At 37.8% G+C, this 13,607-nt stretch carries 12 protein-coding genes; 1 reads left to right on the top strand and 11 read right to left on the bottom strand.

Translation table 11 applies throughout. The features are described from left to right. Positions 1-338: 338 nt before the first annotated feature. The 10 genes from ACIQ32_RS02515 to ACIQ32_RS02470 all read right to left on the bottom strand — a co-directional run bounded on the left by ACIQ32_RS02515 (position 339) and on the right by ACIQ32_RS02470 (position 10,464). Positions 339-767 (bottom strand): hypothetical protein, encoded by a 429-nt coding sequence (locus ACIQ32_RS02515; RefSeq protein WP_396194084.1) that lies wholly within the window; start codon positions 765-767, stop codon positions 339-341. A gap of 154 nt (positions 768-921) precedes the next feature. Continuing rightward, positions 922-1,446 carry a hypothetical protein gene (locus ACIQ32_RS02510; protein ID WP_396194083.1) on the bottom strand — a complete coding sequence of 175 codons (525 nt, stop codon included), beginning with the start codon at positions 1,444-1,446 and terminating at the stop codon, positions 922-924. Positions 1,447-1,610: 164 nt separating this feature from the next. Continuing rightward, positions 1,611-2,339 (bottom strand): hypothetical protein, encoded by a 729-nt coding sequence (locus tag ACIQ32_RS02505; RefSeq protein WP_396194082.1) that lies wholly within the window; start codon positions 2,337-2,339, stop codon positions 1,611-1,613. A gap of 135 nt (positions 2,340-2,474) precedes the next feature. Then, complete coding sequence (locus ACIQ32_RS02500; protein WP_396194081.1) at positions 2,475-3,518, bottom strand: tyrosine-type recombinase/integrase; 1,044 nt, start codon at positions 3,516-3,518, stop codon at positions 2,475-2,477. A 53-nt stretch (positions 3,519-3,571) separates the two neighbouring features. Further along, entirely contained in the window at positions 3,572-3,988 is a 417-nt protein-coding gene (locus tag ACIQ32_RS02495) for a DUF3788 family protein (RefSeq protein WP_396194080.1), read from the bottom strand. After that, on the bottom strand, positions 3,988-5,985 hold the full coding sequence (gene uvrB / locus ACIQ32_RS02490; RefSeq protein ID WP_396194079.1) for an excinuclease ABC subunit UvrB: 1,998 nt from the start codon (positions 5,983-5,985) through the stop codon (positions 3,988-3,990). Before uvrB ends, ACIQ32_RS02495 begins: the two co-directional genes overlap by 1 nt. A 38-nt stretch (positions 5,986-6,023) precedes the next feature. Beyond that, entirely contained in the window at positions 6,024-6,395 is a 372-nt protein-coding gene (locus ACIQ32_RS02485; RefSeq protein ID WP_396194078.1) for a four helix bundle protein, read from the bottom strand. 80 nt (positions 6,396-6,475) lie between these two features. Next, entirely contained in the window at positions 6,476-7,138 is a 663-nt protein-coding gene (locus ACIQ32_RS02480) for a thiamine diphosphokinase (protein ID WP_396194077.1), read from the bottom strand. A gap of 125 nt (positions 7,139-7,263) precedes the next feature. After that, entirely contained in the window at positions 7,264-8,088 is an 825-nt protein-coding gene (locus ACIQ32_RS02475; RefSeq protein ID WP_396194076.1) for a DUF4249 family protein, read from the bottom strand. A 3-nt stretch (positions 8,089-8,091) separates the two neighbouring features. After that, the gene (locus ACIQ32_RS02470; RefSeq protein ID WP_396194075.1) at positions 8,092-10,464 is read right to left on the bottom strand and encodes a carboxypeptidase-like regulatory domain-containing protein; all 2,373 of its coding nucleotides are present in this window, start codon (positions 10,462-10,464) and stop codon (positions 8,092-8,094) included. 131 nt (positions 10,465-10,595) lie between these two features. Here ACIQ32_RS02470 and ACIQ32_RS02465 point away from each other — a divergent pair, with 131 nt between their 5' ends. Then, positions 10,596-11,273, top strand: coding sequence for a hypothetical protein (locus ACIQ32_RS02465; RefSeq protein WP_396194074.1), 678 nt, complete (start codon positions 10,596-10,598; stop codon positions 11,271-11,273). Between the two features lie 43 nt (positions 11,274-11,316). Here ACIQ32_RS02465 and ACIQ32_RS02460 read toward each other — a convergent pair whose 3' ends face one another. Continuing rightward, on the bottom strand, positions 11,317-13,539 hold the full coding sequence (locus ACIQ32_RS02460; RefSeq protein WP_396194073.1) for an NADP-dependent isocitrate dehydrogenase: 2,223 nt from the start codon (positions 13,537-13,539) through the stop codon (positions 11,317-11,319). Between the last annotated feature and the right edge of the window lie 68 nt (positions 13,540-13,607).

Genomic DNA, 13,607 nt, shown 5'->3' with positions numbered 1-13,607 from the left:
CCATTCAGCATTACTAGTTTCTTGAAACCAAGCTTTTAGTTGTTGTTCAGAATCAGCATGAGCTTCCCAAAAATCACGCAATATTTTTTTCGAAATTATTCTCAATTCTTCTAATTTTTTCCAAAGGCAAACAAAAGTTCCCAAATTGGGAAATTATTTTTGAGATATTTTTTTCAGCGCAATATTTGCGCATGTCGGCTAACGTTTCGCGGCTATCGGTCTGTTGCGAATCCAGCGAACTGCGTACTGTCTGCTAAGATAAAGTTTTTACGTGAAAAAAAGAGTTGTATTTGAGAAAAACCAGCAATAGCTGATAGCCGCTGTTAGCAGCAGTACTTCTATTCTTTTTTTAAATCTTCTAAAACACGAGCTTTTTTACTTGCCTCATTATGGTCAGCCATACCTATAAATAATATTATAAGTCCTAAAATAAGACATGAGATTTTAGCAATTTTTTGAGGAAATAGTTCACTAAAGAAAGTCATCATAAATGATAATAAAATGAAAGTGACTGATCTTATTCTACATCTTAACTCTTCTAAACCTAACACATATCGTTCGTTAGGATTTGATTTTAAATATTTTATTAATTCGTTTCTTTCATGATCTCTTTTAAGATTCCTTTGTTTAACTCTATTGGATATTTTTCCAAAAAAATTGTCTATTATTTTTTTTAAATATGAACTAAAGATATTTAGAATTACGCCTACTAAAGCTACGCTTATCCACCATTTGAGTGTTGTCATTTCTTTAAAAAAATCGTCCATATATTTAAGTTTGTGTGTTTGTATTGCTGCTAACGTTTCGCGGCTTCGCGTCTGTTGCGATTCCAGCGAACTGCGTACTTTCTGCTAAGATAAAATATTTTCGTGAAGAAATGAGTTGTATTCAAGAAAAACCAGCAATAGCGCGAAACCGCTGTTATGTGGCGTTTTTTATTTCAATCTTGTTCGTTTCACTGTTGTAGGTCATTGTTAAGTGTCTGTCCCAATTTAAAAATTCGTCACAAGTAAATTCAAGTTTTTCATTGTCCCATTTTTTGAATTCAATTATGTCCATTTGAATTGGGCTTTCAATTGGCTCTCTTTGTTTTATGCTTGTCGTAACTTTCTCAAAGTTGTAATAGTCAGCAAGAATAAAGTCACCATTTGGTGTTGTTGTCAAGTTTTGATATTGCGGTTGGTCTTCCAACTCTTTCAGGTCGCCAGTTTTTCTGTCAAGTTGAAATAAGTAGTCCGATGTTAAAACTAAAACAATGTCTCTGAATTTCGAAACTCCAACTTGTCTTGGGAAGCCACGAAATTGTCCGCACCATTCTGAATAGTCGTCATTGGTAAACTTTATAAAAGTCCAACTTTGAGAATTCCACGCACTTTCATTGTCGTAAATTCTTTCGGTGTATTCTCCTGAATATGGTTGACTTATTATTTCTGCTTCAATTATCATTCGTGGTGTCTGTCTTTAAAATGCCACATAACGTTTCGCGGCTATCGGTCTGTTGCGACGCCAACGAACTGCGTACTGTCTGCTAAGATAAACTTTTTACGTGAAAAAAATGGTTCAACTCAAGAAAAACCAGCAATAGCTGATAGCCGCTGTTATAAGCCGTTTTAATCATTTAGTTTAAACGTTATTCCTAGAGTGTTTTTTTGTTCAGATAAGTATTTTGAAATTAATGAATATTGTTCAGCGGAAGCTTGCGGAATATTTCTATTGACATATTTGATATCTATAGAATAAATTTTACGCAAAATTTTCTCAGAAGATTTGTCTTGGTTTAGGTATTTTACATCTATAACTATAAATAAATTGTTCAGTAGTTCGATAGGTAAATTTCCATTTTGTTTTCCGAAAAAATGAGGTTTGTCTTTATGTATTAAATCATCACCAGTTAATTTTTTTGTTTCGAAAATTTTGAAATCAATAGGTAATCCATCTTTGAATTGAACCAGAGTAAATGTTGTGCTAACAATATAAGCTATAGAATCACCAACAGCATTAACAACATATTGAAAATCCAGAGAATTATTCTCATATCTAAAGTAAGGATTAGGTTTTGAATTTGAATCATAAATATCTAAAAAAGCTTCTTTCTCTACTTTTGGCATTTTATCACCATATACAATATCACCACTTACATAAATTTTTTGAAACGGTTTAGTGTCTGTTTCGCTATCATCATAGAGTAGTGCAAACCCAATTAACTCAATAAAAGACACGATTAAAAGAATTATTGGTTCCTGTTCTTCCCATTCTGCTTTTGCTCCCCAAATAAGCCCTCCAATAAAGCCAACGACTGCAATAAAAAAAGTAATGTAATTTTTAATTATTTTTCTCATACGTGATTTAAATAGCGAAATTTGTGAAAATGGCTTATAACTCTTTTATACTCGCTATTTTATAGCGAGTATACACCCAATTTGGGTTGTATAGTCGCTATTGAATGCGTGTATCGTTCAAAAATAGGGATTTTATTATAAATCGTCAAACGGACTGCGAATTTGTTGTAAACTCTTTGTGCTAACGTGGGTGTAAATCTCTGTAGTTTTACTGCTGTTGTGACCTAAGAGTTCCTGAATATATCGCAAATCAGTTCCAGTTTCCAGTAAGTGAGTGGCATAACTGTGGCGCAACCAGTGTAAAGTTACTGGTTTGTCAATGCCGGCTTTTTGAATGGTCAATTTTAAAATTTGTTGTAATGTCCTGCTGTCATAGGGCGTACCTTTGATACGACCTTCAAATAAATAAGTTGAGGGTTTGTATAGTTTGAAGTAAGTACGAAGCAATTCCAATATTTTCGGACTCAATGGAGCAATCCGATCTTTTTTGCCTTTGGCATTTTTAATCAGTACAATGTTTCGCTTCGAATCAATATCGTTTAACTTCAAAGCTAATAATTCGCCGCAACGCAAGCCGCAACTGTATATCAAGCTGAACATGGCACGGTGTTTTAAGTTGATTGGCGTTTCTAAAATTTTTTTTACTTCTTCCTTGCTCAAAACATTGGGTAAGACTTTGGCTCGCTTCGGACGATGAATGATATCTATATCAATAACCATATTTTGAACAGTTTTGAAAAACAATTTTATGGCATTTGTAATTTGGTTTTGATAGGAAGCCGATAAGTTGTTCTTTAATATATAGTCGTTATTGAAGTACACAAAATCATCATTGTCTATCATGGCAATGCTTTTGTGTTTGTAGTAAATCAAAAAAACTTTCACCGCATTAAAATAGGTAGTCACCGTACTCTCGCTATACCTTTTCGACCGCATCCAAAGCCTGAAACTTTCCAAATTACGAATGCCTTCTTCGCTGGGTAGCGTTTCTAATTTGGTCGGAATACCAAAATAACGACGGTTGGCCTCTGTGTCCGGGATGTGCCAAACTTGCTTCGACTGACTCCATTTTACATCATCAAACTCCTTCACCTTTATCAGAATTTCTGCATTTTTTTCAAAGTAAATGCCAATTCGTTCTTCTTCATAATGTCTGATTACTTTCGCACTCCAATTCATAATCTTTAATTTAGATAAGAATAAAAGTACAAAAAATAATATTTTGTAAATAATTATTTACTTAATTTAATGTTAATTAGTAGTTTGATGTCGTTTAGCAGGGTTGCATTAGTGATGTCTATTCGAATTCCTCGACCTTCGGCATAAGGCTTTGCCGCAGTGAGTTCGCTTTTAATCGATTCGGAAATTTGGCATTCTAAAACAGCATCGGTGGCTTTTTGACCGAATACAAAGGCGACTTTAAAAAAATGGTCTCTTGGTAATAAATAAATAATGACTCTTTTCTTATCGCTGATGCGGTAACTCCAACCAAATTTTTCGCCTGAATAATGCCATTGACCGGTAGCTTCGGAATATAGGGTTAGCGTATGTTTTACCAATTCCTTCCAACAGCTGTGAGTTTCACCCAAAGCTTCTTCGAGTTGGATTTCGGTTGGTACTTCGTTTTTATTAGCAAAGATACTTTTCATTACGCTTCCGACAGTTTATTTTGCAACGCTTGAATCTCATCTCGGTATTTTGCGGCTTGCATAAAATCTAAATCTTTGGCCGCTTTTTCCATGGCTTTTCGGGCTTCACGAATTTTCTTCTCTATTTCCGATTTGGATAAATACAGACTTTCAGGTTCGGCAGCTTTGGCGATTTTGTCTTCAAAATATTGGGTCGAAACCGAGTTGCCGCTCAAGGCATTGCCTAAACTTTTGTTCAAAGCTTTTGGTACCAAATTGTGTTTGGTATTATAATTCATTTGCTTCTCGCGACGGTAATTCGTTTCGTCTATGGTTTTTTGCATCGAAGCCGTGATTTTGTCGGCATACATGATTGCTTTTCCGTTTACATTACGTGCGGCTCGGCCTACGGTTTGCGTTAGCGAACGATGACTGCGCAGGAAACCTTCTTTATCAGCATCTAGAATTGCTACTAAGGAAACTTCGGGTAAATCGAGTCCTTCTCTGAGTAAGTTCACGCCAATCAGTACATCGAATAAACCTTTACGCAAATCTTGCATGATTTCTACGCGCTCTAAAGTATCTACATCTGAGTGAATGTAGCGGCAACGAATGGAGACTTTCGTTAAATATTTCGTCAGTTCTTCCGCCATTCTTTTGGTTAAGGTCGTAACCAAAACGCGTTCGTCGACTTCACAACGTTGCTGTATTTCTTCGATTAAATCGTCTATCTGATTCAAACTCGGACGCACTTCTATAATCGGATCTAATAAACCGGTCGGGCGAATGACTTGCTCTACATAAATACCTTCCGATTTTTGCAACTCGTAGTCAGCCGGAGTAGCCGAAACATAGACCACTTGGTTTTGCATGCTTTCGAATTCTTCAAATTTCAATGGGCGGTTGTCCATAGCGGCGGGCAATCGGAAACCGTATTCGACTAAGTTTTCTTTTCTGCTACGGTCGCCGCCGTACATGGCGTGCACTTGAGAAATCGTTACGTGACTTTCATCTACCACCATTAAATAATCGTCCGGAAAATAATCGAGTAAGCAGAAAGGTCTTGTTCCCGGTTGTCTTCGGTCTAAATATCTTGAATAGTTTTCAATGCCCGAACAATAGCCTAATTCGCGTATCATTTCTAAGTCGAAATTAGTGCGTTCTTCCAAGCGTTTCGCTTCTAGATGTTTGCCGATTTCTTTGAAATAATCGACTTGTTTGACCAAATCTTGTTGGATGTCCCAAATCGCAGCTTGCAACACATCGGGTGAAGTCACGAACATATTGGCGGGATAAACATTGAGTTTTTCGTAGCGTTCGATGACTTTAGAAGATTTAGCGTCGAAGGCTTCAATCTCTTCAATTTCATCGCCGAAAAAGTGTACGCGGAACGGTTCATCGGCATAACTCGGGAAAATTTCTACGGTATCTCCTTTGATGCGGAACGTACCCGGCAGGAATTCCGCTTCGGTTCTTGAGTATAAACTTTGTACTAGTCTATGGAGCAATTTGGTTCGGGAGATGATTTGATTTTTTTCAATCGAAATCACGTTTTTCTGAAATTCGACAGGATTTCCGATACCGTACAAGCAGGAAACCGAAGCCACCACTAAAACATCTCTGCGTCCCGATAATAGGGCAGAAGTGGTGCTTAGGCGAAGTTTCTCTAACTCGTCATTGATGGACAAATCTTTTTCAATAAAAACGCCTGTAACCGGGATGTAAGCTTCGGGTTGGTAGTAGTCGTAATAAGAAACGAAATATTGTACTGAATTGTTCGGGAAAAATTGTTTGAATTCCGAATACAATTGAGCGGCCAGGGTTTTATTGTGAGCCAAAACCAGTGTTGGTTTTTCCACTTCTTGGATTACATTGGCCATGGTAAACGTCTTTCCCGAACCGGTTACCCCTAAAAGGGTTTGGTATTTTTCGCCACTAACAATGCCTTTGACGAGTTTGTCAATGGCTTGCGGTTGATCGCCGGTAGGTTGGTATTCAGAGACAACTTGGAATTTCATATTTTAAGTACGATTTACGAAGTACAAAGTACGAAGTTTTATTTGGTTTGAATAGTACTTTTTGTAGTTTTTATAGCCGCTACAATAATGGCAGTTAGTTCTTTTGACTCTTTCATTAAAGGTTGAAAGTTTGGTTCAAAATCTAATTTTTCGATTAGACAAACTTCGAAAAGTAACTCCAAAAAATAATCACTTTCATCAATTTCTTCCTCAACAATTTTAAGTTTATTCAAAAAATCAGCAGACGATTTAGCTCTTTGTGCAGCCCTATAATTAGCCCCGACCGAACTAGAACTTCTTATCAGTTGATTTACATAAGCATTGAATTCTCTCGTTTTAGGTAATTGTGAACATAGAATCCAACAATCCAGAGCAAATCTTTTTGTCCTTTGTTTCAAATCATTTGTCATAAAAAATCAACATTTAAGCTTTCACTTACCATTTCCCACATCGTACTTCGTACTTTGTATTTCGTCCTTCGTCCTTTGTCCTAATCCCAACATTCCATCAACAGCAAATCACCTTTGTTATGGGTGATCGAGACGATGCCGTCGTTGATTACATGATTGCTGCTTCCGGTTCGGTAGCCTATGGTTAGGTCTTCGTTGGTAAGGGAATAAAAAAGATTTTGAGTCGAAATACCGCTGACTTTTCCAATAGGAATTAAAGACAGTATAGTGTTGGCGGTATACCATTTTTCGAAAACATTCGGCAGTAAAAAAACTTTAGAATGGTCATCTAAGATTACAATTTTTAACTGATTTCGGTAGGCCACTATATTGGTTAAGTTGGTGATGGTATGATCGGCGCGTTTTCCGGTTGCCCAGATTACATTGGCGGCTTTGTGGCCTTTATCGATTAAGTAATCAAAGGCTTTTTCCAAATCGGTTTTGTCCTGATTGGGTGTGTACACAATTTCAATCGGGTATTGTTTTGCTTTGTAGTATTCCGGGTCAAACCCACGATCGAAATCACCTAAAAGGACATCGACTTTAATGCCTAGTTCCAAAACGCGTTCTATGGCAGAATCTAAAACAATTACTAATGGCGACCATTCGAGCAGTTGCCCTAATAATTCCGGACTGCACATTTCGCCATTAGCAATAATTAATGCCGGTTCTTGGTCGTCTCGAACGATATGATGTGATGACATTGAAGTACGAAGTTAGAAGTTAGCGGTACGAAGTGTAAAAGTAATTAAAACACTCGTTACTTCCTATTTCGTATTTCGTACTTTGTATTTCGTACTTCGTTCTTTGTACTTTTTACTTCGTACTTTTATTGAATCACGTATTCCGAAACTTCGGTTTTACTCAAACGAAAATAGCCCAAAGGGAAATTGTCAAAGTTAGTTTGATTGATGATGTTTCCTCTGACTGTTGCTGTTGGGGTTGAAAATGGTCCCATACTGTTGGTTCCGGTTTGTTCCAACAATACATCCATATAGTTGAAGTAACCCTGAGTTACGCCGTTTAAGGTGAAAGTAAGCGTGTCACCCGGTTTTAAGTCTTCGCTGAAATACAAACCAAACATTTCGTTGTTTTGGAAGAATCGGTCTTCAATTACGCCGTATTCAGGAATGACTTTGTAGGGATCGTCGATTCTTAGGAAGTAAAAATTGGTTTCATTGACCAAGTCGTCAAAATAAAACTTCACTTCGATTTCGTTGCCCAAAACACCACCGTCATTTTCCTGTTCAACCCTTGTTACTGTAGGAGTGTTTAAAAGTTTTTCGGTAGAAGTGTAAGTTTCACCTTCGTGAATAACGGTAAGCGTATAAGTTTCGTTTACTATCGGAATAAAATTAGTGCATTTGTAAGTGCCTAATTCACTAGGATCTTCAAAGAAATCAAAAACTTGATTGGTGCTGTTGGTGATAAAAACAATTGCGTCAGACACTTTCGGAATTTCGTTAGAGAAGTATCCGCTTGTAGTAGAGAGTTTAATTTTTTGTTCGTTCCCTGCTGTTGCTGCATACCAATTGATAGAAGCTTCTATAACTAATTTAGGTTCGGCGGTGTTTAAATCAACATCAATGACTTTCTCACATGCAGTAAAAGTTAGTAAAAAGAGAAATGATAATATGTAATGAGAAGATTTCATAATCTAAAATTTGATGTTATAGGTTGCACTTGGTACTATTCCGAATATTGATAAACGCAGGGCTTCATTAGAACCTGTTTCCTGATTTTGGCGAAAAGTAATTGAAGCGGCATTTTGTCTGTTGTAAAGATTATAAATTCCGAAAACCCATTCGGCTTGCCATTTTCGGTCTTTATTTTTTCTCGGCGTTAAAGTGGCTGATACGTCTAAGCGATGATAAGTTGGTAAATTTTCTTCGTTACGACCGCTAAATACCGGAACTGTAATCCCTTCGTATTGGTATTGGCCATTCGGGAAAGTTACCGGTTGGCCGGTTTGAGCGATGAGGTTGGCACTGAAACGCCATTTTTCATTGAGTTTGTAATTGGCTACCACTGCTAAGTTGTGCAATTTATCAAAGCCGGTTTTGTACCAATTTCCGTTGTTGATTCCGGTTTCTTCCGGAGTTCTTCCGGCTACTTGTTGTTCAGTTCTGGATAAAGTATAGGAAACCCAACCTTTGAAACGGCCTGAGTTTTTTCGGAACAAGACTTCTAAACCGTAGGCTCTTGCTCTTCCGTTTAAAACCACTCTTTCAACGGCTTCGTTAGCTATCAAGTTGGCGCCATCAATGTAATCTACTCGATTTTTAATTTTTTTGAAAAACGATTCAACTTCAAGTGAATACAAATCGTTTTTGAAATTCCTGAAATATCCTAAAGCGATTTGGTCGAGCAATTGCGGTTTTAGATAACGGTCGCTTGGTGCCCAAACATCTAGAGGAGTTGGTGATTGCGTGTTGGAAATCAAATGCAAATATTGAGTCATTCGGTTGTAACCAATTTTAATCGATTGCGAATCATCTAAAACATAAGACATCGCAAAACGTGGTTCCAAATTGTCGAACTTGGCTATGGTTTTGTTTTTGCCGTAACTTACTGTGCCGATTGGTTCCGCGCTTTCGTAGATTTGGAAATCCGGGTTGAAAATTACCGGTTGGTCATTTTCGTATATATTCAACGTTTGCTGACCTAATCGTAAAAAAGAGCTCAAACGAACACCATAAGAAAGGGAGATTTTGGGCGATATTTGGTGTTCGGCATCCACATAAATGGCATTCTCCATAGCATATTTTTTGTCTAATTGTTCAGGATTGATGCCTGAATCTTCTCCGGTAGGCTCAATTTTTCCGGGATTGAAGTCGTAATAATGCGATTGTAAACCGTAGTTTAATTTGAATTTATCGGAAATGTAATGTTTGAAATCATATTTGATGTTGTAGTTTTTTATACCGCTATCCCAATTGAAACCAACAAAATCCAGACGTAATCCGTAATAATAATCAGAATAAATCATGGAAAGGTTGGAAAATAGTTTGTCTGAAAACAGATGATTCCAGCGGAAGTTGATTACGGCATTTCCGTAAGTGTTTACAAAGCTGTCGTTAAGTTGAAACACATCCCGTCCGAAGTAACCCGAAAGGTAAATGTTGTTTTTTTCATTGATGGAATAACTCAATTTGGTATTCAAATCATAAAAGTAAGCCGAGTTTGGGTTGTTGAATAGTTTTAAAAACAAATGCGCATAAGAACCGCGACCGGCTACCAAGAAAGAGCCTTTGTCTTTTACGATTGGACCTTCGGCTAAAATGCGACTTGAAATTAGTCCGATACCGCCGTTCATGTGGAAATCGTTTTTGTTGCCCTCTTTTTGATAAATATCTAATATGGAAGACAATCGGCCTCCGAAACGTGCCGGAATACCGCCTTTGTATAGTTTTAAATCTTTGATTGCGTCAGGATTAAAAACCGAAAACAGTCCAAATAAGTGAGAGGAATTGTAGATGGTCGATTCATCTAAGAGCACCAGATTCTGGTCTGCTGCGCCACCGCGAACATTGAAACCCGATTGGCCTTCGCCGGCATTGGTAACTCCGGGTAAAGTTAGAATTGATTTCAACACATCGACTTCTCCAAAAATCACCGGCATTTCTTTGATTTCTTGTATGGTGAGTTTGTTGACGCTCATTTCCGGTTTACGGATATCGACTCTTTTTTTATTGTCTACAATGACTACTTCGTCTAATTGTTGGCTACTTACGTTAAGGTAAAAGTTTTTTTTAAGGTCTTGGTTGAGTTTGATTTTTTCGGTTACCGTTTGATAGCCCATATAGTTAATGGATACAGTATATTCGCCTTCGGGTAAAGTGATTGAGTAGAAGCCGTATTCATTGGTTACTAAACCGGTTTTAGTTTCTTCCACAAAAAGCGAAACACCAATCAAAGTTTCTTTGTTTTTCTCATCGGCCACTACACCACTGACGGTGAACTTTTTTTGTGCTTGGAGCGATACGCTCAACAAGAGTATCAAAACAATAGTAAAAGTATTTTTTGTCATAGGGTTAGGTTATGTTGCAAAATTCTTAATAAAATGCTCGACTTGCTACTAATCATTTGTTAATCTTTGGTTAATTTAAAATTGGAGTTTTGATTTAATTAAATACATTTATCTTTGAAAAAAATTGTGTTATGAAGGCTTTGCTTTCTTTTATATTATTGTTGTCTTTTGGAAAGGGTTACTCACAATTTGAGTTGCCAAAAAAGACTATAAAGATTGCGCCGGTAACCAATCCAACCGGTCAGGTAGCTCCAACCTCCTCAAAATCGATCACTTACCCAAGTATTTTTGACAAGAAAGACAAGTTGCTGGATAATGTTTCTTTGCTTAATAGAAAAATTGAACCTGAAAAAAGTATCATGGAGCAAGAGCAGTTTGCCAATCCCTCTAAAGAGTATACTGATAGGATGAACAAAAAGAACAGCGACGGTGAGATTTTAGAGCGGTTTAAGAGTGATAGTTTTTTAGGTCAGTTCAAAACGGGAACCAAAATAATCAGTATTGCTTGTCGTGATCACGAAGCTCCCGATGGTGATGTTGTTCGCATTTGGCTAAATGACAGAATAGTAGTGGATGGTGTATTATTGGATTTAGATTATAAAGAAATCTTTTTGGATTTGAATGAAGGGATCAATAAAATTGAAATTGAAGCAATGAATCAAGGTGCTTCCGGACCAAATACGGCTCAATTTGTAATTTATGATGAAAAGAAAGGAATGATTACTTCTAATAAATGGAACTTAACTACCGGAGTAAGAGCGAAGTTGATTATTCTTAAAAATGATGGAAACTTAGAAGAACAAAAATAAAAAAGCGTCTCGATGGAGACGCTTTTTTTATGATGTAACCGACTTATACTAACTTCGAAAGTATAGTATTGAAGGTTTGACTTGGTCGCATGGCTTTATCAGTTAGTTCTTTTGAAGGTTGGTAGTAACCGCCAATTTGCTGAGGTTTTCCTTGTGCTCCGATTAGCTCTTCATTGATTTTCGCTTCGTTTGCGTTTAATTCAGCTGCGATTTGCGTGAATTTGGCTTGCAATTCGGCATCTTTGGTTTGCGTTGCTAAAGCTTCTGCCCAATACATTGCTAAATAAAAATGAGAACCTCTGTTATCAATTTGGCCTACTTTACGTGCCGGAGATTTATCGGTGGCTAAGAATTTTTCTGTGGCTACGTCTAAAGCTTCTGCTAAAACCATGGCTTTAGTATTATTTTGAGTTTGAGCCAAATGTTCTAAGGAAGCGCCTAATGCTAAAAATTCGCCTAACGAATCCCAACGCAAATAACCTTCTTCAATAAATTGTTCGATGTGTTTTGGTGCAGAACCACCGGCTCCGGTTTCAAATAAACCACCGCCGTTCATCAATGGAACGATAGATAGCATTTTGGCCGAAGTGCCGACTTCTAAAATTGGGAATAAATCGGTTAAGTAATCGCGCAAAACGTTTCCGGTAACTGAAATAGTGTCTAGACCTTTGCGGATTCTGTCTAAAGTTACTTTAGTCGCGTCAATCGGATTCATGATGCGGATGTCTAATCCTGTAGTATCGTAATCTTTTAAATATAAGTTTACTTTTTTAATGATTTCACGGTCGTGTGCACGGTTTTCATCTAGCCAGAAAATGGCAGGGGTTGCAGACAAACGAGCTCTGTTAACGGCTAATTTCACCCAGTCTTGGATAGGTGCATCTTTGGTTTGGCACATTCTGAAAATGTCTCCGGTTTCAACGGCTTGTTCCATGTAAACATTGCCATCAGCATCTGTTACTCGCATAGTTCCGTCTGCCTCTGCTTGGAATGTTTTGTCGTGTGAACCGTATTCTTCCGCTTTTTGCGCCATCAAACCTACATTCGGAACCGAACCCATTGTTCTTGGATCTAATGCGCCGTTGGTTTTACAGTCTTCGATAGTGGCTACATAAAGTCCGGCATAACAACGATCCGGAATTAGGGCAAAAGTATCTTGTGCTTTTCCTTCTTTGTTCCACATCTGTCCCGAAGTTCTGATCATCGCCGGCATGGAAGCATCTACGATTACGTCAGAAGGCACGTGGAAGTTAGTGATGCCTTTGTCAGAATTCACCATGGCAAGTGCCGGTCCGTTGGCTATCGCTGTTTCAATAGCTGTAATGATTTCGGCTTCTTTCGGATGGCCGGCAATTTTGGCGTATAAATCGCCTAAGCCATTATCGGCTTTGTAGCCTAACGATTTGAAAACGTCACTGTATTTAGCAAAAACATCTTTGAAATATACTTCGACCATGGCTCCGAAAATAATTGGGTCGGATACTTTCATCATCGTGGCTTTTAAGTGCGCAGATAACAAAACGCCTGCAGCTTTGGCTTCTTCTATTGTTTGAGCAACAAAGGCTTTTAAGGCTTTTAAATTCATTACTGAAGAATCAATAACTTCACCTGCTTTTAGAGCAGATAGGCCTTTTAATTCTTTAGTTGAACCGTCTTTGCTGACGAATTCAATTTTGAATTGGGCAGCATTTTCCAGAGTAACCGATTTTTCAGTACCGTAGAAATCACCTTCGGTCATGAAAGCCACTTTGGTTTTAGAATCATTAGACCAAGCGCCCATCGAATGCGGATTGGCTTTGGCGTAATTTTTTACCGCTTTCGGTGCTCTACGGTCAGAGTTTCCTTCGCGTAAAACCGGGTTTACGGCTGAGCCCAAAACTTTAGCATAGGAAGTTTTGATGGCTTTTTCTTCATCGTTTGTGGGATTGTCGGGGTAATTCGGAACTGCGAAGCCATGCGCTTGTAGTTCGGCAATAGCATCGGTTAACTGTGGAATAGAGGCCGAAACGTTGGGTAATTTTATGATGTTGGCTTCAGGCGTTGTCGCCAGTTGGCCTAATTCTGCTAAAGCATCGTTTACTTTTTGGTTTTCTTTTAAATAACCAGGGAAGTTGGCTAGTATTCTGCCGGCAAGGGAAATATCTCTCAATTCAATATCAATATTGGCAGGGGTTGTAAAGGCTTGTACTATAGGTAAGAACGAATGAGTGGCCAACATAGGCGCTTCATCGGTAAGCGTGTAATGGATTTTCGATTTTTGTGTCATTGTAGTATTTTTTATTCGTATTGTTTGTTGGTGTTGTGTTGTTTGAAAGTGCTTATTTTGAAGCAAAC

It is taken from the genome of Flavobacterium sp., from assembly GCF_044373165.1.
Classification (GTDB): domain Bacteria; phylum Bacteroidota; class Bacteroidia; order Flavobacteriales; family Flavobacteriaceae; genus Flavobacterium.
The sequence above is the reverse complement of the archived record's forward strand: the minus strand, read 5'-3'. Positions and strand labels throughout refer to the sequence as shown.